The sequence below is a fragment of the Nonomuraea jabiensis genome, assembly GCF_014204795.1.
In the GTDB taxonomy this organism is placed as follows: Bacteria; Actinomycetota; Actinomycetes; order Streptosporangiales; family Streptosporangiaceae; genus Nonomuraea; species Nonomuraea jabiensis.
In genome coordinates, this window is the sequence record NZ_JACHMB010000001.1 from 7,889,945 (window position 1) to 7,915,138 (window position 25,194).

The 25,194-nt window shown below is 70.8% G+C and carries 21 protein-coding genes; 8 read left to right on the top strand and 13 right to left on the bottom strand.

The genetic code is table 11. The annotated features are described in order from the left end of the window. Positions 1 to 164 precede the first annotated feature (164 nt). Positions 165 to 821, bottom strand: a complete 657-nt coding sequence (locus tag HD596_RS62405; RefSeq protein WP_313045680.1) for a class I SAM-dependent methyltransferase — start codon at positions 819 to 821, stop codon at positions 165 to 167. A 74-nt stretch (positions 822 to 895) separates the two neighbouring features. Here HD596_RS62405 and HD596_RS36060 point away from each other — a divergent pair, with 74 nt between their 5' ends. Next, complete coding sequence (locus HD596_RS36060) at positions 896 to 1,333, top strand: MarR family winged helix-turn-helix transcriptional regulator (RefSeq protein WP_185073967.1); 438 nt, start codon at positions 896 to 898, stop codon at positions 1,331 to 1,333. Next, the gene (locus HD596_RS36065; RefSeq protein ID WP_185073968.1) at positions 1,330 to 2,151 is read left to right on the top strand and encodes an alpha/beta fold hydrolase; all 822 of its coding nucleotides are present in this window, start codon (positions 1,330 to 1,332) and stop codon (positions 2,149 to 2,151) included. Before HD596_RS36060 ends, HD596_RS36065 begins: the two co-directional genes overlap by 4 nt. A gap of 42 nt (positions 2,152 to 2,193) precedes the next feature. Here the strand turns inward: HD596_RS36065 and HD596_RS62410 are convergent, their stop codons facing one another. Then, positions 2,194 to 2,454, bottom strand: coding sequence for an RICIN domain-containing protein (locus tag HD596_RS62410; protein ID WP_221519671.1), 261 nt, complete (start codon positions 2,452 to 2,454; stop codon positions 2,194 to 2,196). Between the two features lie 324 nt (positions 2,455 to 2,778). Beyond that, a complete protein-coding gene (locus HD596_RS36075) occupies positions 2,779 to 4,785 on the bottom strand; it encodes a WD40 repeat domain-containing protein (protein WP_185073969.1) in 2,007 nt (668 codons plus the stop codon). 163 nt (positions 4,786 to 4,948) lie between these two features. Here HD596_RS36075 and HD596_RS36080 point away from each other — a divergent pair, with 163 nt between their 5' ends. Continuing rightward, the gene (locus HD596_RS36080; protein WP_185073970.1) at positions 4,949 to 6,268 is read left to right on the top strand and encodes a glycoside hydrolase family protein; all 1,320 of its coding nucleotides are present in this window, start codon (positions 4,949 to 4,951) and stop codon (positions 6,266 to 6,268) included. Here the strand turns inward: HD596_RS36080 and HD596_RS36085 are convergent. The 6 genes from HD596_RS36085 to HD596_RS36110 form a co-directional block, all read right to left on the bottom strand. After that, entirely contained in the window at positions 6,241 to 6,489 is a 249-nt protein-coding gene (locus tag HD596_RS36085; protein ID WP_185073971.1) for a hypothetical protein, read from the bottom strand. The two genes, HD596_RS36080 and HD596_RS36085, sit on opposite strands and share 28 nt — an antisense overlap. A gap of 125 nt (positions 6,490 to 6,614) precedes the next feature. Then, positions 6,615 to 7,652 carry an aldo/keto reductase gene (locus HD596_RS36090; RefSeq protein ID WP_185073972.1) on the bottom strand — a complete coding sequence of 346 codons (1,038 nt, stop codon included), beginning with the start codon at positions 7,650 to 7,652 and terminating at the stop codon, positions 6,615 to 6,617. Between the two features lie 466 nt (positions 7,653 to 8,118). Continuing rightward, complete coding sequence (locus HD596_RS36095) at positions 8,119 to 9,093, bottom strand: aldo/keto reductase (protein WP_185073973.1); 975 nt, start codon at positions 9,091 to 9,093, stop codon at positions 8,119 to 8,121. A 3-nt stretch (positions 9,094 to 9,096) separates the two neighbouring features. Continuing rightward, a complete protein-coding gene (locus HD596_RS36100) occupies positions 9,097 to 10,005 on the bottom strand; it encodes a carbohydrate ABC transporter permease (protein ID WP_185073974.1) in 909 nt (302 codons plus the stop codon). An 8-nt stretch (positions 10,006 to 10,013) separates the two neighbouring features. Next, positions 10,014 to 10,913, bottom strand: coding sequence for a carbohydrate ABC transporter permease (locus HD596_RS36105; RefSeq protein WP_185073975.1), 900 nt, complete (start codon positions 10,911 to 10,913; stop codon positions 10,014 to 10,016). Further along, positions 10,910 to 12,337, bottom strand: coding sequence for an ABC transporter substrate-binding protein (locus HD596_RS36110; RefSeq protein WP_185073976.1), 1,428 nt, complete (start codon positions 12,335 to 12,337; stop codon positions 10,910 to 10,912). The genes HD596_RS36105 and HD596_RS36110 overlap by 4 nt, the downstream gene beginning before the upstream one ends. Before the next feature lie 265 nt (positions 12,338 to 12,602). Between HD596_RS36110 and HD596_RS36115 the strand changes: the two genes are divergently transcribed. Genes HD596_RS36115 through HD596_RS36130 form a run of 4 tightly spaced genes read left to right on the top strand, consistent with a single transcriptional unit; the run spans position 12,603 to position 18,286 of the window. Then, on the top strand, positions 12,603 to 14,351 hold the full coding sequence (locus HD596_RS36115; RefSeq protein WP_185073977.1) for a glycoside hydrolase family 97 protein: 1,749 nt from the start codon (positions 12,603 to 12,605) through the stop codon (positions 14,349 to 14,351). Beyond that, positions 14,348 to 15,508, top strand: a complete 1,161-nt coding sequence (locus HD596_RS36120; protein WP_185073978.1) for a CBM35 domain-containing protein — start codon at positions 14,348 to 14,350, stop codon at positions 15,506 to 15,508. Before HD596_RS36115 ends, HD596_RS36120 begins: the two co-directional genes overlap by 4 nt. Next, complete coding sequence (locus HD596_RS36125; RefSeq protein WP_185073979.1) at positions 15,505 to 16,704, top strand: carbohydrate-binding protein; 1,200 nt, start codon at positions 15,505 to 15,507, stop codon at positions 16,702 to 16,704. Before HD596_RS36120 ends, HD596_RS36125 begins: the two co-directional genes overlap by 4 nt. 7 nt (positions 16,705 to 16,711) lie before the next feature. Beyond that, entirely contained in the window at positions 16,712 to 18,286 is a 1,575-nt protein-coding gene (locus HD596_RS36130; protein ID WP_185073980.1) for a peptidoglycan-binding protein, read from the top strand. Between the two features lie 163 nt (positions 18,287 to 18,449). Here the strand turns inward: HD596_RS36130 and HD596_RS36135 are convergent, their stop codons facing one another. Next, the gene (locus HD596_RS36135; RefSeq protein WP_185073981.1) at positions 18,450 to 20,198 is read right to left on the bottom strand and encodes a glycoside hydrolase family 36 protein; all 1,749 of its coding nucleotides are present in this window, start codon (positions 20,196 to 20,198) and stop codon (positions 18,450 to 18,452) included. A gap of 21 nt (positions 20,199 to 20,219) precedes the next feature. Then, positions 20,220 to 21,476 carry an ROK family protein gene (locus HD596_RS36140; protein WP_185073982.1) on the bottom strand — a complete coding sequence of 419 codons (1,257 nt, stop codon included), beginning with the start codon at positions 21,474 to 21,476 and terminating at the stop codon, positions 20,220 to 20,222. A 72-nt stretch (positions 21,477 to 21,548) separates the two neighbouring features. Here HD596_RS36140 and HD596_RS36145 point away from each other — a divergent pair, with 72 nt between their 5' ends. Next, entirely contained in the window at positions 21,549 to 23,615 is a 2,067-nt protein-coding gene (locus HD596_RS36145; protein WP_185073983.1) for an alpha-galactosidase, read from the top strand. Positions 23,616 to 23,637: 22 nt separating this feature from the next. Here HD596_RS36145 and HD596_RS36150 read toward each other — a convergent pair whose 3' ends face one another. Together HD596_RS36150 and HD596_RS36155 are read right to left on the bottom strand one after the other, a co-directional pair. Beyond that, positions 23,638 to 24,846, bottom strand: coding sequence for a wax ester/triacylglycerol synthase domain-containing protein (locus HD596_RS36150; RefSeq protein ID WP_185073984.1), 1,209 nt, complete (start codon positions 24,844 to 24,846; stop codon positions 23,638 to 23,640). A gap of 7 nt (positions 24,847 to 24,853) precedes the next feature. Next, the gene (locus HD596_RS36155; protein WP_185073985.1) at positions 24,854 to 25,111 is read right to left on the bottom strand and encodes an acyl carrier protein; all 258 of its coding nucleotides are present in this window, start codon (positions 25,109 to 25,111) and stop codon (positions 24,854 to 24,856) included. Positions 25,112 to 25,194: the final 83 nt, after the last annotated feature.

A 25,194-nucleotide genomic window follows, 5' to 3' on the forward strand; every position in this document is an offset into this window, starting at 1 on the left:
CTTCGTCGTTCCTCCACCGCACCATCCTCCTGCAGCGCTGTGCGCTTGGTCGTCGGCCAGAGCGCGCGGGTCAGCGGCGACCATGCGGGAGCCGTCCACGTCCCACCGGTAGCCGCTCGCGCCCTGCTGGACGACCGCCGCCAGGATGTCGGCGGCCAGGCGGCTCAGCCCGTGGCCGCTTCCGGGACCTCGGTGATGGCGGTCTGGTCGTGGTGGAAGGTGACCCTTCCGGTGCGCCGTCCGTTCCAGGCGATGCCGGTCCCGTTGTAGCGGGTGGTCTCCAGGGACCAGCGCAGATTACCCGCGCAGAAGTCGTCGAGAGTGTCGAGGCAGGCGCGCAGGTCAGGGTCACGATATCGGTGCCGGAGTCTGTCCCCCAGAGCGGACAGGACCTGGTCGGCTTGGCGGATGCGGTCACAGATGAGATCGACGGCGGCCTGGAGGTTGGCGGCGTGGCCGTGCAGGAGCACGCCCGCGGCGTTGAAGTAGTCGCCTTTCAACCACTCGGCTCGGCAGGAGAACAGGTCGTTGACGAGATCGAGCGCCTCCATGCGCTGGTGGTGGACGACGACATCGACGCCTTGCTTCCGCGCCCGGCGACGGCACCGCTGCAGCATGTCCGCCGAGGAGTCGACACCCTCGACGTCCAGGCCACGCCAGCGCAGGTCGAGCAATGGATCGCCGTCCCCACACCCCAGCTCCAGAGCCGGGGAACCAGCCTCTCGGACAAACACCGCATAGGGCTCTGGAGCTTGGGCGACGGACTTCAGCGGCCCATACAACTCGGCGACGATGCCTGTGTAGAAATCAGCAGGAAGCACGCCCGCACCTTATGCCTCAGCCGAAGGCTCGGGAGCAACTTGCATTTCTAAGTTAGCATGTTAAGTTAGAAGGCATGGGACGGAATCTGAGCCTCGACCTGCACGTGCTGATCGCCCGCCTGGACCGGGCGGCCGATCGGCTGCTGCGCGCCAGTCACGGCATCTCCTACAACCGCTTCCTCGCCCTCACCCTGGTGGGCGAGCTGGGCGCGAGCACGCAGCGCACGCTGGCGGAATACCTGGGGGTGACCGAGGCGTCGGTGAGCCGCATGGCCGGAGTCCTGGCCGCCGACGGGCTGCTCGACGTGCGGCCCGACCCGGGCGGCGGGCGGCGGCACCGCCTCAGCCTGACGAAGGCGGGCGAGGAGCTCGTCGCCTCGGTGCGGCGCGGCTTCGAAGACAAGCTGGCGGTGCTGGTGGAGCAGAGCGGCATCGCCTACGAGGAGTACGCCGAGCAGACCGCCCGGCTGCTGAGCACGTTCGACCGGCTCGAGAAGGAAGCAGGACGATGAACGACACCGTTGTGACCTCAGCCGACGGCACGGCGATCACCTTCCGCACCATGGGCAGGGGACCGGCCATGATCCTGTTCGGCGGGACGTTCCGCACCGCCGACGACTACCTGCCGCTGGCCTCGGCGCTGGCCGGCTCGTTCACGGTGCATCTGGTGCAGCGGCGGGGGCGGGGCGACAGCGGGCCCTTGGGACCGGACTACTCCTTACGCAAGGAGGTCGAGGACCTGCTCGCCGTGCGGAACGGGACGGGGGCGCGGCTGGCGTTCGGGCACAGCTACGGTGGGCTCGTCCTCCTGGAGGCGGCGCGCACGTCCGGCGTTTTCGACCGGATCGCCGTCTACGAGCCCGGCGTGCCGGTCTCGCCCGTGCCCACCGGCTGGATGGCGCCCTACCGGGAACGGCTGGCGGCGGGCGACCCTTATGGGGCGTTCGTGCACTTCATCCGAGGGTCTGGCGGGGCACCGCCGTTCATGGAGAAGCTGCCGCACTGGTATCTGCGTACGGTGATGCGGCTGTTCTACCGGGGGGCGGGCTGGCGACGGATGCGGCCGCTGCTGGCGGCGAACCTCGCCGAACACGGACAGATCGCCGCCCAGCAGGGCCGCCTGGCCGAGTTCGCGGGGGTCAAGGCGGCGGTGCTGGTGTTGTGCGGGGGGCGTTCGAAGGCGGCGCACCGGGAAGAGTTCGCGGCCCTGCGCGACATGCTGCCGGACGCGGCCCTGGAGACCCTCGACCGGCTCGACCACTTCGGCCCGGAAGGCAGGACGGCCGCGGTGGTGGCCGAGCGGGTGCGGTCCTTCTTTGACCTCCATTGAACATATGGCGGCCCGGTCCTTTTGCGATGGCTTCTGGGGCCATCACACGCCTGTGATGGTCCATTGGTTGTTGGTGCTGTTGTTCGGTGTCCACATGACCACGGTGGAGCCGGCGTTGCTGCCCATGCCGTCCAGGGCGGTGCCGGTGCCGCGGTTGATGATCTGGTAGCGGCCGTTGCCCGTGCTGTTGAGGCGCCACTGCTGGTTGTTGCCGCCGCCCCACGCCGCCTGCCTGGCGTTGGCTCCGTTGGCGGTGTTGTCACCACGGCCAAGCTCGCCGCCGAGACCGGAGCCACCTACCACCGCTACGCCCCAGGCGACCACACACGGTCACCACTGCCTAGGCCACCCCGCCGAACTGACGACAGTTGAATAAGCGAGCCCACCAGTCCGGGACCCCGCACCGGCACACCGACGTGGCCGCCGAGCGAGAGAGGTCTGCAGCTGCCACCACGCCGGGGCACCGTCGATGTCCCTCGATGCCTCGATCCGGATCTGCATCCGGGACGCCGTCACATGATCACGGTACGTGGCCTATCTGATAACCGCCGAGGTCATCGTCCGTGGTACGGGGCTACCCTCAGAAGATCGTGCTTGACGCGGTCGTATCCCATTTACGCGGGGTGCTCATTCCTTGATCTGCTCGGCGATCGTCTCGTCGATGCAGTCGGCAAGATGTAGCTCGTAGACCTGCACAAGCTCGCCGTTTTCCTCGTACGTGCTGGGGCCGTTGCCAAAGCGGCGCCGCACCGCCTCCAGTGCCGGTCCGACCTCGCGGGAGGCCGCCAGAGCCGCGGGCGGCATGCCCAGCAGCGTATCGAGCAGGAGGCTGAAGCCTTCCGACTCCTCGTCCTCGCCGTTCTCGTCGTGGACGAGGAGGTCTGCTCGCCGCCGTACCTCGGCGGCGATCGTGTCGGCCGCCGGGAGGCCGATCGCCTGCAGGGTCACCTTCGCATAGTGTCGGGTGTCCCGGTAGATCTCGTCGTCGTACAGCATCGCCAGCAGGGTCGGCGTCACGGGGGCCGCGTCGGCACCGGCCTGACGGAGGGCGTACAGCAGCCAGTACTTGGTCGTCTCGTCACGCCACCAGTAGTCGGCGTCTTCCCGGGTCGGGAAGGGGGAAGCGCGGAGCGCCGCGTGCACCGCCGGAACCGCGGTGGCGCCTCGTTCGCCCAAGGTGGCCGAGGTGAGCACACCGAGGAAGTTGCCGTTCCCCAACCCGGGCAGATTCGCGATGAGTTGCTCCGTCGTGGGCGCGTCCTCGCCGGTGAAGTACGCCAGCAACCGCCCGGCGGAACCGTGACCGTCGTGACGATCGAACATCTGATAGAGGGCGGTGGTGACCCTATCCTTGGCGATTCCCGACAGCGCGATCACCGCCGTCTCCCGGGCCGCGGGGTCCGCACCGTTCACCATCAGGTCCACCAGCGCGTCCGCCGCCGTCTCGCGCCAGGCCTCGTCGAGGTCGCCCGAAGCCAACTCCCGGACCGCTGCCGCGCTCGCCGTGCCATCGTCCCAGTGGTGGCGGATGTCGTCGAGCAGGGTTTCCACGTCACCACCGCCCATCTTCCAGGAGGGGCGGCCGACGCGTTGCGGCACGAGCCCGGCATGGTCAGACCAGTGGAGAACGTGGACCTGGCCTCCGCGCCCGCCGATCAGCCAGCACCGCCCGTCCGGCGTACCTGCCACCTGAGTCAACTCCCGGGAGGCGGCGGGCATGGGGGGTGCGAAGCGGCCGGCGGGCCCACGGCCGTGCAGCCGCCAGAGCGCGACCGTCCCGTCCTGGGACACCGACATCACCAGGTCCGTGCCGGTGGCGAGTGCCAACGTCCGGACGCGGCCGGCATGCGCCTGAACCCGTCCGAGGCAGTGGCCCGAGCGGGCATCCCACCACGACAGCGAACCATCCCGCCCGCCGAGCACCACCAGCGGCCGGTCCGGATGCGCCGCGATCGCCGTGGGCCGGGCGGGCGGAGTGAACGCGGTCACGACTATCCCGGTCTCCGCATCGAGAACGACCACCCGGCCACGCCGCGGGGACACCACGAGCCGCCATAAGTCGCAACAGCGCATCAGCCGCTGATCCGCCGCGTCGTCTTTGCCGCCGAAGGCCCACACGACCTCGGCATCGGCGTACGGCCTCTCCCTGGGAGGCTGGCGCCAGGCCTCGATCAGTCCTCTGTCACCGCTCACGACGATCAGTCCGGAGCCGGTGCGTCCCACTGCCGCCGGATCATGCCGATCGCTCAAGCCGAAGGCGCCCAGCCAGCGGAAGTCTCCGCACTGCCTGAGCACCGCCTCCCGGTCCGCGGATGTGAGGAGCCGCCTGCCGTCCCGAGGAAGCCGTCGCCATTCCAGGGCATCGGCCGTCACCGTCCACAGCGAGGCCGACCCGTCCGTGGTCAGCAGTTGGGGCCGCCTGGCGTTGCCGATGAAGGCGGCGTTCTCCACAGGTCCGTCGTGTAGCCCGCCCACATACGCGGTGAGCAGGCCATGGCGGAGATCCCACAGCCGGATCTCACCGGAGCGCGCGCCGGTCGCCCCCATCCGTCCGTCTGCGGAGACCGCGACCGCGGTGACGGCGTCGCCATGGTCCTCAGAGGGCCCTGAATAACGATCATCGTCGCCGGACATCCCCGAGAGGTAGCACGTTTCCGGCATTTCTGGCGACTCAAAATCCGGCTGGCCTCGCGAAGGCCGTAAGGGTTCAGACGCCGTCCTCGTCCACGACGGCCGACGACGCGCCCTGACAGCGCGCTGCCAGCTCTATGCCAGGGCGGCCGGGGACCGTGAGGTCATGGACATCCGACTCGGAGTGGTACGGGGCATCCAGTACGGCCTCGTCGACAAGCCCGACACGTTCGCCCCGCAGGTCAGGGAGCTGGGCGCGGGGCTGGTGCGCGTGTTCTTCTACTGGTCGCAGCTCGAACCAGAGCCCGGCCGACACGACTGGTCGGCGGTGGACGCCGTGCTCGACCAGTTCGGCGACGACACCGAGCTCTGGTTCACGCTCGGCGCCGCCTCGCCGTGGGGCTCCACCCGCTCCACCGACCTGCTGCCCGCCTCGCCGCCCCTCGACCCGGCGGCCTACGCGGCCACGCTGCGCGCCCTCGTGACGCACTGCCGGGGCCGCGTGCGCTTCTGGCAGTGCGAGAACGAGCCCTGCATCGCCCTGTTCTGGGCCGGCACGGCCGCCGACTACGTGGCCCACCTCGCGTCCTTCCACCAGGCGGTCAAGAGCGCCGACCCGGACGCCGCCGTGGTGCTGGGCGGCTGCCCGCCCGGCGTCTTCTCCACCTCCGACGAGCCCGACGCCGAGCGGGACTTCTTCCTCCAGGTCATCGAGGAGGGCCGGGACGCCTACGACGTCTTCGACGTCCACCTGTACGGGGACCCGTACCTGATCCCCGGCGCGATCGAGGACGTGCGTGCGGCCGTGGGGGACAAGACGATCGTGGCCGGCGAGTACAACGGGCCGGTGCCGACGCAGTACCCCGAGGCGTTCGAGCAACTGGCGGAGGTGATCGAGGCCGGGGGCATCCAGCCGTGGCACCGCCTGACCGTCGAGGACCTCCGCGAGGGGCGGCTCACCACCGAACCGGTGCGCGCCGCCATGAAACGGCTCTACGACCGGATGGCGGAGCTGCCGCCCACGCTCCAGATGTTCATGACCGGCTGCCCGCCGGAGCTGGAGGCCGAGCGGCACCGGATCAACGCCGACGACCTCGTCCTCAGGAACCTGCTGGCCCTGTCGTGCGGCCTCCGGCTGACCGTCTGCTGGCAGCTCGGACCCGACATGCCCGCGCCGCCCGATCCGTACAACCTCCTGCAGCTGATGTTCTCGAAGTTCCAGCTGATGACTTTCGAGGGCGGCACCATGTCCGTGCGGCACCCCGGCGGGGACGCGTTCGCCGAGCTGTCCTCGCGGCTCGCGGGCGCGACGGACGTGCGCCGGGTGGAGGTGCCGGGACGCCCGGACGCCCACGTCTTCGAGCTGGTCGGCACGGGGGTGGAGGTGGCCTGGCTGCGCCCCTCGACCCCCGGGCCGCCGGCTCTGGTCTGGAACGGCACGGTCCTGGACGCCCGGCCTCAGTACACGTACGCCCACAGGTCGTAGGTGGGGTACTGCGGATTCTGCGGCTGGGTCGCGCTGCACCACCAGGTGCCCCACCGGCCGTTCTGCTGGCCGGACTGGCCGAAGGAGATGCAGATGTCGTAGGGCAGGGAGGAGTAGACCTTCTGCAGGGTCAGGTCGGCGTGCGCGGGCGTGGCCGAGGCCACGGCCGGGGCGAAGGCGGTGGCCGCGAGCAGCGACAGGGCGGCGAGTCGGTGACGCACCAGGTCTCCCATCTCGAAGGGGGCGGATCACCGTAAATTGCACGACGCGGTGATCCGCCGCCGCAACGTCGCCGCCCCCGCCCCCTTGGCGACCAGCGCGAACGCCCGTCGCCGCGGTGAAATTTTCAGGACGCGATCGGCGGGTTGAGCCGGGCGAAACCCTCCTGGCGCCGGTACGGGAAGTACGGGTACGCCGCCGTGGTCGCGCTGGCCGCGTCCAGCCGGGCCACCTGGTCCGGGGTCAGCTCCCAGCCGATCGCCCCCAGGTTCTCCTGGAGCTGCGCCTCGTCGCGGGCGCCGACGATGACCGAGGAGACGGTCGGGCGGCGGAGCAGCCAGTTGAGCGCGACCTGGGGGACCGACCTGCCGGTCTCCTCGGCGATCCCGTCCAGGGCGTCCACCACCGCGTACAGCAGCTCGTCGGCCACCGGCGGCCCGAAGGCGGCGGTCCTGTGCAGGCGGCTGCCCTCGGGGAGGGGCTGACCCCGGCGGATGCGGCCGGTCAGGCGGCCCCAGCCGAGCGGGCTCCACACCACCGCGCCGACGCCCTGGTCGTGGCCGAGCGGCATCAGCTCCCACTCGTAGTCGCGCCCGACCAGGGAGTAGTAGACCTGGTGCGCCACGTAGCGCGGGTAACCGTACCGCTCGGCGGTCGCCAGCGACTTCATGAGCTGCCAGCCGGAGAAGTTCGAGACGCCCACGTAGCGCAGCTTGCCCGCCCTGACCAGGTCGTCGAGCGTGGACAGCACCTCCTCCACCGGGGTCGCCGCGTCGAAGGCGTGCAGCTGGAACAGGTCGATGTGGCCGGTGCCGAGGCGGCGCAGCGCGTCGTCGACCGACTTGATCAGCCGGTGCCGGGACGTGCCCGCGTCGCCGGGGCCGTCGCCCATGGGCAGCCCGGCCTTGGTGGAGATGAGCGCCCGGTCGCGCCGCCCCTTGAGCGCCTGGCCCAGCACCTCCTCGGACGCGCCGTCGGAGTAGACGTCGGCCGTGTCGAACATCGTCACCCCCGCGTCGAGGCAGATGTCCACCAGCCGCCGGGCCTGCGCCACGTCGGTGTCGCCCCACGCGCCGAACAGCTCGCCCTTCCCGGCGAACGTGCCGGCGCCGAAGCTCAACGCCGGAACCTTGAGGCCGGACGCCCCCAACTGCCGATATTCCATGAAAAATCACTCCTTAACGGGTCTGTCGTCCCCTTAAGGTAGCACACTAACGGGAGAGATGTTTCATTATGGGATCGCAGAGCCCGCCGGCCAGCACCCTGGCGTGCCGCCGGTCATGCCGATCGCGCCTGTGGCCGCGCACGACCACAGCAGCGGCCGCAGGAAAGGAATGAGGGAGGCCGGCACGACGGCGGCCATGAGCAGGCCGGCGGCGGCGTTGGCCCGCTGGGCGGCGCGATCTCGCCGGGCCCGTACTGCAGGCAGGTCTGCGGGGCCACGCGCGGGCCGCCGGTCACGCCGATGCGCTCGGCGGGGGCGAAGTGGATCTGGGACGCGCCGTGGAGCGGCGTCCAGGAGGCCGCTGCCCGGACGGCCCATCGTCCGGTCCAGGTGATCAGGTCACGATCGTGCCGGTCGCCCGGGCAGCGGCGGATCCCCGTGACGGGCTCGCGGGGAAGGCGGTTTCCTACGCCTCGACGCCCGACTCCTTGGCGGCACGGTCGATGGCGGCCAGCTCGTCGTCGGTGAAGTCGAGCCGGTCGACGGCGGCCACGTTCGCCTCGAGCTGCTCGGGACTGGAGGCGCCCACCAGCACCGACGTGACGCGCGGGTCCCTGAGCGCCCAGGCCAGGGAGAGCTGCGCCACCGTCTGCCCGCGGGAGGCGGCCAGCTCCGACAGCGACCGCACGAACGCCAGCACCTCCGGCGTCACCCGGTCGGGGGTGAGGAAGCGCGCCTCGGCGGCCCGCGAGTCGGCGGGGATGCCGTCGAGGTAGCGGTCGGTGAGCAGGCCCTGGGCCAGCGGCGAGTAGACCACGCAGCCGACGCCCTCCTGCTCCAGCACGCCCAGCAGGCCGTGCTCGATCTTCCGGTTGAGCAGCGAGTAGGACGGCTGGTGGATCAGCAGCGGCGTGCCCAGCTCGCGCAGCAGCCGGGCGGCCTGCGCCGTGCGCTCCGGCGAGAAGTTCGACACGCCCACGTACAGGGTGCGGCCCGTGCGGACCATGTAGTCCAGCGTGGCGACCTGCTCCTCCAGCGGCGTCTCCTCGTCGTCGCGGTGCAGGTAGAAGATGTCCACGAAGTCGAGGCCGAGCCGGGCCAGCGACCGGTCGAGCGTGGCGAGCAGGTGCTTGCGCGAGTTGCCCTTGCCGTACGGGCCGTCCCACATGGGGTTGCTGCCCTTGGTCGTGACGACCACCTCGTCACGCAGCGACCGCGGCAGGAGTCGGTTGAACGTCGCCTCGGCGGCGCCGAACGGCGGGCCGTAACGGTCGGCGATGTCGAAGTGGGTGATGCCGAGATCGAGCGCCTTGTTGAAGATGGCGCGCTGGCTGTCGAGGGATTTGCCCCCGCCGAAGTTGTGCCACAGGCCGAGCGACACGGCGGGGAGGAGGAGACCGCTGCGGCCGCACCTTCTGTACGGCTGGCGTTCGTAGTCCAAGGATTACCTTCCTGCGATTCCAGTGAGTGTGACGCCGCGGATGAACGTCTTCTGCGCCAGGAAAAAGATGACGAGGATGGGCAGCATCGACACTAGCGCGACGGCCATCATCTGGTTGTACTGGGTCACATACTGACCGTTGAACATGCCGAGCCCCTGGGCGAGGGTGATCTTCTCCATCGAGCGCAGGTAGATGGAGTTCTCCAGATACTGGTTCCAGTTGCCCACGAAGGAGAACAGGCAGATCGCCGCGATGGCGGGCCTGGCCAGCGGCAGCATGACGCTCCACAGGATGCGCAGCTCCGAGGCCCCGTCGATGCGGGCCGCGTCGATGAGCTCCTGCGGGATCGTGGTGAAGAACTGGCGCAGCAGGAAGATGTAGAGCGCGACGCCGAAGAACTCCGGCACGACGAGCGGCAGGTACGTGTCGACCCAGCCGAGCTTGGAGAACATCACGAACTTCGGCACCAGCGTGATCTCGCGCGGGATCATCATGGTCGCCAGCAGCGCCGCGAACATGAAGCCCGCCGCCCGCGCCCGCAGCCGGGCGAACGCGTACGCCGGCAGGATGCACGAGACGAGGTTGCCCACCATGGACAGCGCGGTGATCAGGATCGTGTTCAGCAGGAACCTGGTGAACGGCAGCGACCCGGACCAGCCCTTGGCGTAGTTGTCGAAGTTGAAGGAGTCGGGCAGCCACTGCGGCGGGAAGGCCAGGTTCTCGGCGTCCGACTTGAGCGAGGTCGTCACCATCCACAGGAACGGCAGCAGGAACACCGCCGAGCTGATGACCAGCAGGATGTACGCGCCGGAGCGCCGGATCCGTCTGACGCGCTCGGCCTGCTCCGAGCTCAGGGGCTTGCCACCCGGCCTGATGCGGCGCGCGGGCTTGACGGCGGTCTCGACGAGCATCGGCGACCTCATTTGAACTCGTAGTGCACCCAGCGCCTGGCCAGGCCGAACTGGATCGCGGTCACGGCGATGACCAGCACGAACATGGCCCACGACAGCGTGGCCGCGTACCCCATGTCGAAGTAGACGAACGCGTGCCGGTAGATGTAGAGCCCCAGCACCATCGTGGCGTTGCCGGGCCCGCCCTCGGTCATGACCAGGATGAGCACGTAGCTCTGCAGGGCCGCGATGAACCCGGTCACCACGTTGAAGAAGATGACCGGCGACATCATCGGCACGGTCACGCTCCAGAAGCGGCGCCACCACCCCGCCCCGTCGATCTCGGCGGCCTCGTACAGCGTCTTCGGGATGCCCTGCAGCCCGGCCAGGTAGATGACGATCGTGTTGCCCGCGCCCCACACGCTCATCAGCACGAGCCCGGGGATGGCCCACTCCTGCGAGGCCAGCCAGCCCGGCCCCTCGATGCCGAACGACGCCAGCACCTTGTTGATCAGCCCGTAGTCGGGGTGCAGGATGTTCAGCCACAGCAGCGCCGTGGCCAGGCCCGACACCACCGACGGCAGGTACATCACGGTGCGGAACAGCCCCTGGAAGCGCAGCGGCTGGTTGAGCAGCAGCGCCAGCAGGAACGTGAACGAAACGCCGAGCGCCACCGAGCCGAGGCCGTACTGGACGGTGTTCTCGATCGACTCCCAGAACTCGGGGTCGGTGAACATGCGCTCGTAGTTGGCCAACCCCACCCACGTCGGCGGCCTCAGCAGGTTCCAGTCCATGAAGCTCAGCACGATCGCGCCGAGGATCGGGCCCGCGCTGAAGAGCACGAACCCGATCACCCACGGCGAGACGAACAGGTGGAAGCGCCGCGCCTCGCGGCGCGCCAGCGTGCTGCGGGCGCTGACGGCGGTCATGCGATCTTGTTCTCGGCCAGTACGGGGGTGACCTTGTCGGCGATCTCCTTCAGCGCGTCGTCCACGCTGATCTTGCCGAGCATCGCCCGCTCCCAGATGGGCTTGGCCGTGTCGACGACCTTCTTGTTGGCCGGCAGCCGCAGCACGCCGTCGTCGGAGGCGTAGTCGGCCAGGACCTCCTTGACCAGCTTCGCCGTCTCGTCGGGGATGCCGACCGCCTTGGCGTTGGCGTCCCAGGCGGACTGCCGGGCGGGCGCGGTGATCTGGCGGAACTTGTAGCCGGAGGACGACAGGAACTCGTGCATGTAGATCCAGGCGGCGTCCTTGTTCTTCGAGGAGGCCGTCATCACCAGCGCGCTGCCCACGGCAGGGGTGAAGCGGCCGGCCGGACCCTTGGGCACGTGCGTGGCACCCCACTTGAACGCCGTCTGCTTGGACAGCTCCAGCATCAGCCAGGCGCCGTTGATGAGCATGGCCGCGTGCCCGGTCTTGAACGGGTCGACCTTCTCCAGCAGCTGCAGCTCCGCCAGGCTGGGCACCGCCTTGTCCTTCAGCAGCAGGTCCAGCCAGCGCCCCATCGCCTCCCTGGCCTTGGGCTCGTTGATCAGCACCTTCGACTCGGCGGCGTCGAGGAAGCGGCCGCCGAACGGCATCAGGAAGACGGCGCTGAGGTCGGGGGCCGGGGTCGGCATGGGGGAGAAGCCGTAGATCTTCTCCGCGCCCGACCCGCTGGTCATCTTCTTGGCCGTCTCGAAGAGCTTGTCGAACGTCCAGCTCTCGTCCGGGTAGTCGATCCCGGCCTTGTCGAACAGGTCCTTGTTGTAGAAGAGCAGCTTGGGCGCCATGTCGGTGGGCAGGCCGTACAGCTTGCCGTCGCGCTTGAAGTAGCCGAGCCCGCTCTGCGGGATGTCGTCCAGGTCGAACTCGGGCGTCTTGGCGATGTACTCGTCCATCGGGTGCAGCACCTGGTTGGAGATGAGGTTCTGCGTCCAGGAGTAGTGGTTGTAGAGCACGTCGGGCAGCGTGCCGCCGGCGGCCTGCGTCATGTACTTCGTCAGGAACTGGTCGAAGGGCGACGACTCGCGCTTGATCTCGATGTTCGGGTGGCGCTTCTTGAAGAAGAAGTCGAACTGGGCGTTGCGCACCTCGGTGACCGCGTCCGTGGTCATCGCCACCGTGATCGTCACCTTGGACGCCGGGTCGGGCACGTTCGTCTTCGGCCACGTCAGCGAGTTGTCGAGCTGCTCGGCCGCCTCGAACGGCCACGCGTCGCTGCCCGGCCGGTTGGGGTCGATCAGCTGCGCGCCGGACTTGACCGGAGCCGCGGCCTGTTTCTGCTGCCTGGTGTCCGCGCAGGCGGACAGCACGGGCGCGGTCGCGGCCGCCACCGCCAGGGCCAGCATCCGGCGACGATTCATCTCCATGGTGGGCCTCTCAAAGGAAGAGCTCTATAGAGGTCGGATGTATAAGCGCGCTGATGAGCTGGACTGGTGGCAGTCCGTGAGGCATGGCCGTACCGTAGACCCGGTAATTAACTTCGTCAAGAATTGAATTGAAAGCGCTTGCAACCTAGGCTCTAGCGCACTGTGAGGAGATCCGGACGCCTTGACCGGCGGCCGTGCCAGGTGTGGGGACGGCGGGTGAGCCGCGATCGACTCCTCCTATCTCTTCATTTTTCCTGGAGGGCACGTGCCAAGCTGGACGTTCAGTGACGAGGACCTGGAAGCGGGGCTGACCCTCTCCACCGAGGGCGTGCTCACGCTGGAGGTGCGCCACCACGACCGGACGGTGCTGGAGCCGTCCAGGCTGGGCATCAGGACCGCCCACGCCGACCTGAGCAAGGGGCTCACGCTGTCCGGGATGTCCGAGCGACGGGTCGAGGAGACCTACCGGACGGTCACCGGCAAGCGGCGCGAGCACGACTACGAGGCCGGCGAGTGGACGCTGTCGTTCACCAAGGACGGGCACCGGCTCGACGTGCAGATCCGCGTCGGCGGGCACGGCGTGGCCTATCGGTACGTGGTGCCGTGGACCGGCCCGGTCACCGTCGTGGAGGAGACCTCCGAGTACGTCCTGCCGCCCGAGGCCCGCGCGGTCCTGCTGCCGTACGAGAACGGCCGCTGCGACTACGAGGAGATCCACCGGCACGGCACCGTCGCCGACGCCGAGCCCATCCTGTACGGCTACCCCTCGCTCTTCGAGACCGGCGGCTCCTGGATGTTCGTCACCGAGTCGAACCTGGACAGCGGCTACGCCGGCTCCCGCCTGCGCTTCGACGGCCACGCGTTCCGGCTCGACCTGCCCGACCCGTACGTGACCGCCGCCAGCCCGCTCACCACCCCCTGGCGCACGATGATCGTCGGCGACCTGGCCACGATCGTGGAGAGCGACCTGGTCACCAGCCTCGCGGAGCCGTCCAGGGTTGAGGACACCTCCTGGATCAGGCCCGGGGCCGCTGCCTGGTCGTGGTGGTCCGACGGGCCCTCGACGCGCGACCTCGACGCCCAGAAGCGCTGGGTCGACTTCGCCGCCGCGAACGGCTGGCCTTACGTGCTGGCCGACGCGGGCTGGAACAAGGAGTGGATGCCCGAGCTGATCGCCTACGCCGAGAGCAAGGGCGTCGGCATCTGGCTCTGGTCGCACTGGCAGCACGTGGACACCGAGCTGGAGCACCGCGAGAAGCTCGCCCTCTGGAAGGAGTGGGGCGCGGTCGGCGTGAAGATCGACTTCACCGAGTCCGACGGCCAGGACCGGATGCGCTGGTTCGACGCCATCCTGGCCGCCACCTCCCGGCTCAAGCTCATGGTGGTCTTCCACGGCGGCACCATCCCGCGCGGCACCGAGCGGACGTGGCCGCAGTTCATGACCGCCGAAGCCGTCAAGGGCGCCGAGTGGATCAAGCCGAAGCCCGGCAAGCAGCCGCTCTACCAGCCCACCCACTACCTGTCGCTGGCCTTCACCCGCAACGTGCAGGGCCCGATGGACTTCACGCCGTGCACGTTCACCGGCGTGCGCACGATCTCGGCCGGGTTCGAGCTCGCGCTGTCGGTGATCTTCGAGTCCGGCGTCCAGCACTTCGCCGACGGCATCGAGGCCTACGAAGCCCGGCCGGAGGCCCTGCGGCTGCTGTCGGCCGTCCCCACCGCCTGGGACGAGACGCGGCTGCTGTCCGGCGACCCCGCCGACCACATCCTGCTGGCCAGGAGGAACGGCGGCGAGTGGTACGTCGGCGCGGGCGTGTCGGGCGAGGCCCGCACGCTCACCGTGCCGCTCGACTTCCTCGACCAGGGGGAATGGGCGGCCGAGATCTACCGGGACGCCCCAGGCGACCGGATCCTCGCCGAGACGGTCACCGTCTCCGCCGGGGGCAAGCTCGACCTCGCCGTCCCCCCCAACGGCGGGTTCACGCTTCACCTCAGGAGAAATGAGGTCTCATGAACAAGCGCATCGGCGGTGTCTTAGCCGCCCTGGCACTCGCTGCCGCCGCCGCACTGCCCGCCGCCGCTCCCGCCGCGGCGGCCGCCTGGACGCTGCGCTGGAGCCCGGATCCGGCGGACGACACCGTCGCCGAGGCGTTCGAGGGCATCGAGGACGACCGCTCCGACTCGCACCCCGGCGTCACGCACATCTACGTCTCCGGCGGCGCGTACCGCTTCGACATGCACACCCAGGACCGCGACGGCGACGACCGCCAGCGCAACGAGGTCAAGGGCATGCGGACCGGCAGCAGCTCGTACCTGAAGATCCTCGAGAACGAGACCTGGCGCATCAGCTACCAGATGTACATCCCGACCTCGCTGGACGCGACCAGCAGCTTCACCCACATCGCGCAGATGAAGGTGCCCGGCTCCGGCGCGCCCCTCTACACGATGTCGCTGCCGATCTCGGGCGGCACCCCCAAGATCAACGTCCGCTACTGGGACGAGGCCGAGCAGACCCACGAGGTCGGCAACACCAACCTGGAGCCGATCCAGGGCAAGTGGGTGGACACGACGTTCGAGTTCAAGGCCTCCGACAGCGGCTACCTGCGCTGGACGCTCAAGGACGGCTCCACCACGCTCGTCGACAAGCGCCTGGACAACACCGACCTGTGGCGGGGCGACGACGAGTACCTGCGGCCCAAGTGGGGCATCTACCGCAGCATCAACAGCTCCGGCCTGCAGAACACCTACCTCCTGGTCCGCAACCTGCAGGCCTACCAGCTCACCGGCGGCGGCAGCACCGACCCGTCCGCGTACGAGGCCGAGCAGGGCTCCTTCAGCGGCACCGCCCGCACCGCGTCCTGCTCCGGCTGCTCGGGCGGCACCAAGGTCGGCTGGATCGGCGGCGGCTCCGGCAACGCGGTCACGCTGAACGTGCAGTCCTCCGCCGCCGGCGCCCGGCAGCTGACGGTGCACGGCCTGGTGAGCGGCACGCGCAGTTTCCAGGTCAGCGTGAACGGCGGCGCCGCCCAGACCGTCTCGCTGACCGGCACGGACTGGAACACGCCCGTCTCCAAGACGGTCTCCGTGCAGCTCGGCGCGGGCGCCAACAGCGTCCGCTTCTTCAACGACGGCGCCAGCGCGCCCGACCTCGACAGGGTGACGATTCAGTGAGAAGGCACCTGGTGGGAGCCCTGGCGGCGATGGCGCTGCTCCTGCAGACGGCACCGGCCCACGCCGTCGGGGCTCCCCGGTGGGAGACCCGGTGGAACCCGAGCCCGTGGCGCGACGGCGTCAACGCGTTCGAGGCCCTGGAGGACGACCGGCGCGGCTCCCATCCCGAGGGCCTGCCGCACGTGCGCGCCGACAAGGGCGTGTGGCGGTTCGACGCCCACGTGGAGGACCGTGACGGGTCCGACCGCATGCGCAACGAGGTACGCGGCATGCGGGCCGCCGACGGAACCCCGTTGGAGATCCGTAAGGACGAGACCTGGCGGATCACGTACCAGATGTACATTCCGGACACGCTCGACGCGACCACGAACTTCACCCACATCTGGCAGCTCAAGAACTCCGACGTCGGCACGCCGATCGCGCAGATCTCGCTGCCGGTCGTGAACGGCGTGCAGAAGATCGCGGCCCGGTACTGGACGCTGGAGGACAACAAGTCGCACGACTTCGCCACGGCGGACCTGGAGCCGATCCAGAACAGGTGGGTCACGACCACCATCGAGTTCAAGTCCGGCGATGCCGGATACATGCGGTGGGTGCTGCGTGATGGCCAGAAGAACGGCTCGCGGACGATCGTGGATGAGAAGGTCGACGGCATCGATCTGTGGTGGACCGAGGAGCAGTACAACCGGCCCAAGTGGGGCATCTACCGCAGCATCAAGAGCGCCGGGCTGCAGGAGACGTACCTGCTGGTCAAGGACCTGAAGGCGGAGCAGCTCGGGCCGCCCACCCCGCCGGTGAAGCTGCCGCCGCCGGATCGCGGCCCGGGGACGTACGAGGCCGAGCGGGCCGGCAACCTCTTCGAGGGCGCCGCCGAGCCCGCCTACTGCGCCGTCTGCTCCGGAGGGCGGAAGGTCATCCTCATCGGCGGCAACATCTACGACTACGCCGTGGTCAGGGGCGTGCTGTCGGAGACCACCGGGACGCGGCAACTGACCGTGCACGCGCTGGTGGACGGCTCCCAGTCGTTCTCGGTCAGCGTCAACGGCGGCGACGCCATCCAGGTGCCGATGACCGGCACCAAGGACACGGTGACCACGGCGACGGTGCCGGTGGACCTGGTGGCCGGGGTCAACACGATCCGGTTCTTCGGCCTCACCGCCCGCGGACCCGAGCTCGACAAGATCGTCATCAGGTAGGTGGACCATGGCACATGACCTCAGCAGGCGGGCCGTGCTCGCGGCGGGCGGCGCGCTGGCGCTGTCCGCCGCGGCAGGGGTGCCCGCGAGCGCTTCGGCGATCTGGCAGTCGCGCCTGGTGCGTTACGACCGGTGGGGGCGGCTGGCGTACGAGCAGGACGCGGAGGGCAACCGCATCCCCGACTTCAGCCACGCCGGCTACCGCAACGGCGAGCGGCCGATCCCGCACGTGCCGGTCGTCAAGACGATCCGCCCGATCGAGGGCGACAACACCGCCCACGTCCAGGCGGCGCTCGACGAGGTGGCCGCGCTGCCCCGCGCGCGGCGCGGCGCCCTGCTCCTGCTGCCCGGCGTCTACCCGGTGGCGGGCACCCTGTACGTACGGGCGAGCGGCACGGTCCTGCGCGGCTCCGGCGACGGCGAGGACCCGGCCGGCAACACGATCATCAAGGCCACCGGGAACAACCCGAAGGACCGCGACGTGATCGTGGCCGGCGGCGCGGCGGGCGGCGGCTGGACGGGCGAGGTCCCCGGCACCCGCACCGACATCACCACCGACTTCGTGCAGGTGGGGGCGCGCGAGTTCGCGGTGGCCGACCCGGGCTCGCTGCGGCCCGGCGACAACATCGTGATCACCCATCCGTGCACCGAGGAGTGGCTGAAGGCCATCGACTACGGCGGCCACGACGTGGGGCCGCCGTGGAAGGTGGGCGAGCACCCCCTCATCTACAACCGGTACGTACGCGAAGTTTCCGGAAATGTGGTGAAAATCGATGTCCCGGTCTTCAACCACCTCGACCGCGCCCTGTCCCCGTCGTTCCTCTACAAGTGGGACCGGGCCGGGCTGGTCACCCAGGTGGGCGTGGAGCGGCTGCGCGTCGACATTGAGTACCACGGCGACCCGGAGCAGGACGAGGACCACGCCTACAACGCGATCGTCCTGCTGCGCACCGAGGACTCGTGGGTGCGCGACTGCACGATGCTCCACTTCACCCAGGCCGGCGTCGCCACCCAGGAGACCACCCGCGCCACGGTCGAGAACTGCCGGGCCGTCGACCCGGTCAGCATCGTGACGGGGAGCAGGCGCTACAACTTCAACACCTACGTCTACTCGCAGCAGGTGCTCTTCCGCGACTGCTACGCGTACAAGGCCAGGCACGCCTTCGTCTCCAACGGCCACAGCACGGTGTCGGGCGTGGTGTTCCTGCGCGGCACCTCGGAGTACGCGCTCAACTCCAGCGAGGGCCACCGCCGGTGGTCGCAGGGGCTGCTGTTCGACGGCCACAAGGACGTCGACCCGCACTACGACTACACGCTCGGACTGTACAACCGCGGCCGGTACGGCACCTCGCACGGGTGGTCGGCGGCCCACTCGGTGGCCTGGAACTGCGACGTGTCGACCAGCAGGCTCATCGTGCAGAAACCGCCGACCGCCCAGAACTACGCGATCGGCTGCCACGGCACGATCACCGGCGACGGGCCGTTCGCGCAGCCGGCCGGGTACATCGAGGGCGCCAACCAGCCCGGCCTCCTGCCGCCCTCGCTCTACCAGGCCCAACTCCTGGACCGCCTGCGCCCCTGACCGCGCCCCTGACCGCGCCGCCGACGCAGACCGGGCGCAGCCGCCGACTGTCCGGGCGCTGGAGCGGCTGCGCCCCCCACCCGCGCCCGCCTGACTCGCGCGCCCCCGGCCCACGCGTCCGTTCGGCCTGCGCGTCCGTCCGGAAGCGGGGAGCGGGTGGCGGTTAGCGGGTCAGGCGGAGCAAGCCGCCCTCCGGGACGTCGAGCTGGGCGATGCCGGGCCGCAGGGGCAGGTTGCCCTCGGTGACGGTGCGGCCGCGGCAGTCGAGGATCGTGGCGTGGGCCGTACCCGAGTCGGGCACCCGCAGCAGCACGTCGGTGGAGGCGTCGCCGTTGGCCAGCCAGAGCGTGCCGGCGGCGGGCACGGCCACCGGCATCGGCGCGTACCGGGCCGTGATCACCGTGTCGCCCGAGCGGGCCGTGACCTGCGGGTAGACCAGGTCGGGCCGGGCGGGCTCGAAGGAGCCGCGCTGCAGCACCTCGGCGTGCTCCCGGAAGAAGCCCAGCCAGAACCGCAGCACCTCGCTCTGCTCGGGCGTCTGCGCGGTCAGGTCCACCGAGATCTGCGGCACCGCGAAGAGCACGTTGAGGAGCTGCGTGGCGACGTGCTCGGGCCGCTCGTCCGGGTGCCACATCAGCATGTCCGCGTGCACGGCCAGGGGTCCCGCGATCAGCCGCAGGTCCACCGTGCGCTGCCGGTTGTGCGCCGGGCTGAGCGGGCAGTCGGAGGCGCGCACCATCGTGGCGTACGGCCACAGGCCCGGGCTCACGTACGGCTGCCGCAGCTCGACCAGGCAGTCGCGGGGCAGCTGCGCCAGGAGCCGGCGCACGCCCTCGTTCACCGTCCGGCAGTCGGCCTCGGGGCCGGGCTCGGGCGGGTCCTCCACGGCGAACTGGTCGATGAAGTCGATCTTGAGGCCGTCCATCCCCCACTCCGTGACCGCCCGGGTGAGGTGGCCGGCGATCAGGTCGCGGACGTGCGGGTAGCGGGGGTCGACGATGGCGGCGTTCATGTGCTCCTTGTACGCCAGCGTGTACCCCCGCACGCGTTCCCAGAGCGCCGTGTGGCGGCCGACGAACGGCAGGGCGTACCAGAGCAGGTAGGCCAGCCCCGCGCCCCGCACCTTGGCCACGTGTCCCGAAATATCGGGGAATGTGGTGGGGGATGGCTCCCACTCGCCGACATAGCCGTACCCGCGCCCCCGGTCGTCGCTGTGCCAGCCGTCGTCCACGATGATCGCCTCGCAGCCCAGCTCGGCCGCCGGCCCCGCCTGCCGCTCCACGCTCCCGGCACTGACGTGCTGCTGCATGGCGTACCAGGTCGAGTACGCGGGCATCCGCGCCACCCGCGGCACGTCGGCGGCCGGGCCGTGCAGCGCGCGCCACCAGCCGGCCACCTCGGCCAGCGTGGTCGCGAAGTGCCGCCGGGTGAGGTCGAGCCGCAGCACGAGCCCCGCGTCCGGCTCGGCCTCGTGCTCCACCCAGAACCCGAACTCGCCGGTCTCCTCCACCACCCCGGTACGCGTCCGCACGGGCCTGACCACCTCACCCGCGGCGTACGTGCACAGTGCCACGTCACCGGCGCCCACCAGGCAGCCGACGGGCGCGTTCTTCTCCAGCGCCGCCGTGCGGGGACGGCGCCAGAACGGCGGCAGCCCCCGGTGCTCGCCGCCGTCGGCGGCCCAGAACGCGGTCGCGTCCACGCACGGCACCCGCCAGGCCACCCGCACGTCCGCCGTCCGGTCGGGGACGACCCGCAGCTCCAGAACGCCCGGGGACGGCTCGGCGGCCGTCCAGGTGAGCACGGCCGCCGCCGAGCACTCGAACTCGACCCCCGCCGCCTCGAAGCGCACCTCCTCCGGCTGCTCGAACGCTCGATCGTGTGGCTGCCAAATACCGGGCGCTGCGGTCACTCAATCTCCCTGTTCATGGCCTCACTTCGTGAGGCGTCTCGGTCGCTGGGACCCGCTGCCTTCCCTCGTCGCTCCGGTCGCTTCGCTCCCTGCGCTCCTCAGTCCAGGCAGCGGCGCTCCCTCGAGCGTGAAGTGCTGCTGGATGGCGACCGCGGCGGCGCCGCGGGCCCACTGCTCGAACGATCGCGGGCGCAGCAGCAGGCGGCAGTCGGCGGCCGCGCCGAACGCCTGGGCCGCGAAGGACCGGTTGAGCTGCTCCTCGAACAGGCCGTACGAGGCCAGCCCCGGCACGTCCCCGGTCACGATGATCCGCTCCGGCCCGAACAGGTTGGCCATCGCGGCCATGGCCAGCCCGATGGCGTGCCCCGCGCGGGCGAACACCTCGCGCACCGCCGGATCGCCGGCGTGGGCGGCGTCGATGGCCGCCTCCACGGTCAGCGACGCGTCGCCGGAGGCCGCGCGCGCGGCCGCCAGCAGGGGCGCCGTGCCGGCGATGGCCTCGACGCAGCCGCGCCCGCCGCAGTGGCACTCGGGCTCGTCACGCCCGACGGGGATGTGGCCGATCTCCCCGGCCACCCCGTGCGCGCCGGCCACCACCCGGTCGTTGACCACCAGCCCGCACCCTATCCCGACCCCCACCGTGACCAGGGCGAACGACGACGTGCCCACCCCGTCGCCGAACCACTGCTCGGCCACGGTGAGCGACTTGACGTCGTTGTCGATCGTGACGATCAGGCCCGTGGCCTCGGCGGCCAGCCGTGCCAGCGGCACCTGGTGCCACTGCAGGAAAGGGGAGTAGCGCACCACCCCGTGGGCCTTGTCGACGTCGCCCGACACGGCCAGGCCCAGCGCGTGGCAGCGCTCGCCGTAGGCCGGGTCGGCGGCCAGCAGCTCGGCGACCAGCTCGGCCAGCGCCGAGACCACGCCCTCGGCCGACGTCGTGGCCAGCGGGCGGTGCGCCGAGACCAGCGGCTGCGCGCGCAGGTCGGTGACCACGCCGATGAGCTCCTCGTGGGTGATCTTCACCCCGCAGAAGAACTCCCGCTCCGGCCTGATGGACAGCGGGCTGGCCGGGCGGCCCGCGCCCGGCGCCGTACGCTCGGTCGCCTCGAGCTCCTCCAGGTAGCCCGCCTCGATGAACGGCCGGGCGGCCTTGGTGACGGCGGCGGACGACAGCCCGCTCCGCTTGGCGATCTCCACCCGGGAGACCGGCCCCTGCGTCAGCACCATGGTGAACACGGTGGCCGCCGCGGGAGTCGACGTGAGCCGAGGGTGCATGTGTGCAATAGTAGCAGTAATTAACTTCGTCAAGAATTGAATTCGAGCGGGGTCGTGCCTAGGCTCCCGGTCATGCGATCGGTGACCTTCGACGCCTCCAGCCGCAGGTGGCTGCTGCGTACCCCGGGCACGAGCTACGTCGTCGCCCTCGCGGACGACGACGCCCCCCGCTGCCTGCACTGGGGCCCCGCGCTGACCGCCGAGCAGGCCGCCAGCCTCCCCGGCCCCGCCGCGTTCGGGGCCAGCAGCTTCGACAGCACGGCGGGCGAGGAGGAGCTGGTCTCCGAGGTGGGGGCGCGGTTCGAGACGCCGTCGCTGCAGGTCGTCCTCCCGGGCGGCGACCGGGGGATCGAGTGGCGGCACGACGGTCACGAGATCGACGGCGGCCACCTCACGCTGCGCTTCTCCGACCGCCGCCATCCCCTCCTGGTCGAGCTGCACTACCGGGTGCACGACGACAGCGACGCGATCGAACGCTGGACCGTGCTGCGGCCGCAGGTGCCGGTGACCGTGCTGCGGTGCGACTCGGCGGCCTGGAGCGTTCCTGCGCTGGACGGCTACCGGCTCAGCCACGTCACGGGCGGCTGGAGCTCGGAGCACGCGCTGAGCCGTACCGAACTGCCCGTGGGGGAGACGGCGCTGACCAGCAGGCGCGGGCTGAGCAGCCACCACGCGAACCCCTGGCTCATGATCGACGGCGGCGACGCGGGCGAGCGGCACGGCGAGGTGTGGAGCTGCGCCCTGGCCTGGAGCGGGAGCTGGCGCGTCACGCTCACCCGCACGACCTCCGGGCGGGCGAGCTGGACCGGCGGGTTCGGCCACGAGGGCCTCACCTGGCGGCTGGAGCCGGGCGAGGAGTGGGTGACGCCGGTGTTCGCCGGCGTGTACGCGCCCGATGGGTACGGCGAGGCCAGCCGGCGCTGGCACGACCACGTCGCCAGGCACGTCCTGCCCCGCCCGGACGAGCCGCGCCCGGTCGTCTACAACGCCTGGGAGGCCGTCGGCTTCGACGTGAACGAGGCCAACCAGCGCGACCTCGCGCGGCTGGCCGCCCGGGTGGGGGCGGAGCTGTTCGTGATGGACGACGCGTGGTTCGGCGGGCGCACCGGCGACAGCGCGGGGCTCGGCGACTGGTGGGTCAACGACGAGCGCTTCCCCGACGGGCTGAGCCCGCTCATCGACGAGGTGCACCGGCTCGGCATGCGCTTCGGCCTGTGGGTCGAGCCCGAGATGGTCAACCCCGACAGCGACCTCTACCGCGCCAACCCCGACTGGGTCCTGCACATGCCGGGCCGCTCCCGCACGCTGCTGCGCAACCAGCTCGTGCTGAACTTCGCCCGGCCCGACGTCGCCGACTGGGCACACAAATGGCTGCACAAGCTGGTCTCCGAGCACGCCGTGGACTTCCTGAAGTGGGACTTCAACCGCGCCTTCACCGAGGCGGGCCGGCCCGGCGACCCGGACCAGGACCGGCTCTGGATCGACCACGTCAGGGCCGTCTACTCGATCATGGACCGGCTCCGCGCCGACCACCCGCACCTGCGCATCGAGGCGTGCGCGGGCGGCGGCGGCCGTACCGACCTGGGCATCCTGGCCCGCACCGACCAGGTGTGGACCTCCGACAACACCGACGCCCACGACCGCATCGCGATCCAGCGCGGATTCAGCCAGGTGTACCCGGCCCGGGCCATGGCCGCCTGGGTCACCGACAGCCCGAACCCGCTCACCGGGCGGGCCGTCCCGCTCCGCTTCCGGTTCCACGTGGCGATGGCCGGGGCGCTCGGGCTCGGCGGCGACCTCGCCCGCTGGAGCGAGGCCGAGCTGTCCGAGGCGGCCGAGCTGGTGGCCGTCTACAAGGACATCCGGCCCGTCGTGCAGTTCGGGCGGTTGTGGCGGCTTCCGTACGGGGTGCAGTACGTGCACGGGGATCGGGTGGTGGTGCTCGCCTGGCACGGGCCGGTCGCGTTCGGCACGCCGATCGCCCCGCTCCGCCTGGCCGGGCTCGACCCGGACGGCCGCTACCGGGACGAGGACACCGGCACGGTGCACCACGGCGCGGTGCTGATGTCACGCGGCCTGCCGCCGCTGACGCCCGGCGGCGGCTACACCAGCACCCTGCTCCGCCTGCGCGCCTGCTGACCCCATCGGATCACTGGGCGGATCAGCGCGTGACCTCCCGCCGCAGCTCCTCAAGGGCCTCCTCCACCAGGCCCGGGAGCCGGTCGCCGTGCGCGAGCGCGGCGGACAGGACGCAGGAGACGACGACGGCCGTGTCGCTGTAGAGCATCGACACGGCCGCTCCGCCGGTGTCGTACGCGGGCGGGACGGCGAAGCAGCCGTCCAGGGGCAGGCTCATCCCGATGGCGCTCACCGTCATCCGGCCCGGGAACGCCTTCGGCGCGAGCCACCTGAGCAGCCGGAACACTACCGCGGGGGCGTTGACGGGATAGCGGTCGCGCCGGTAGACGGCCATCCGCTCGAAACTCGTCTGCTCCATGACCGCGCGCAGCCGCTCGCGCGCCACGGGTTCGGCGCAGGGCAGGACGACCGGCATGATGGTCGCGCCGTTGCCCAGGCCGCCGTCGCGCAGCCGGCCGTTCAGGTTGAGCGGGAAGCAGACGGTCGTGCCCCGGCGGCCCGCCTTGCGCCAGTGTGCCGGGTTCCAGGCCCGCAGCGCGCCGGCCAGCACGGCCAGCCCGACCTGCGGGACGCTGGCGCCGGTCGCGGCGGCGATCTCGCGGAAGGCGGCGCGGTCGAGGCGGAGGAAGAACGTCCGCGCCCTGCCGGTCCCGCCCGGGGGCGGTCGGAGCCGCGCCGACGGGGCCGCCAGCCGGGCCGCCGTGGCGAGCAGCCGCATCCATGCCATGGCCGGCGCCCGCCCCGCCACGTCCGGATCGGGCGCCGGGACGGTCCTGCCCAGCAGCACGGCCCGCGTCGCGATCCGGGCCACCCCCACGCCGTCCTGGAAGGCGTGGTGCGCGCGGTAGCACAGGACGTGCTCGTCCGCGGCGTACCCGTGCACGACCATCAGGCTCCACAGCGGGTGCTCCGGCAGCAGCCGGTTGTCCCTGACGGCGTCCACCACGGCCGCGCCCACGTCCCGGCCCGGCGCCACCTGGTACTCCACGACGTGGCAGGCGGGGTCGAAGGCGGGATCCGGCTCCCACCCCCCGCGGGCCGGCCGGTAGGTCAGGACCGGCGCCCGCGCGGCCGACTCGGCGACCAGCCGCCGCAGCTCGCCGGAGTCGGGCGCGGGGCCGGGCATCCGCGCCGCGAAGGCGATGTGCAGCCGGTGGTCGCCGGCCGAGCCGACCTCGCCGAGAAAGAGCCGGTCCGGCCCTGCCGGCGGTACGGTCCCAGCAGCTCGCATGGCCGGGCTAACCGGCCGTGTGCCGCGCGAGGTACGAACGGTGCGCCAGCCGGGCGACGTCCCCGACCGTCATCTCCGTCGTGAAGTCGGACGGGTCGATGTCCAGCCCGTGACCGCCCAGCGCCGCCCGCAGTTCGAGCACGCTCATGCTGTCGGACTCGAGATCGTCCTCGAACGTCGTCTGCGGGGTGACGGCCGCGGGGTCGACGACGTAGATCTCGGCGCAGCACTGGCGTACGAGCCGCAGGATGTCTTCCTCGGACAAGAGCCTCGCCTTTCCTCGGGGGTCCGTCGGGGGGTCCGTTGGGGGCACCAGCATGTCGCCGCGCGGCAGGCCCGGGCGGCGCC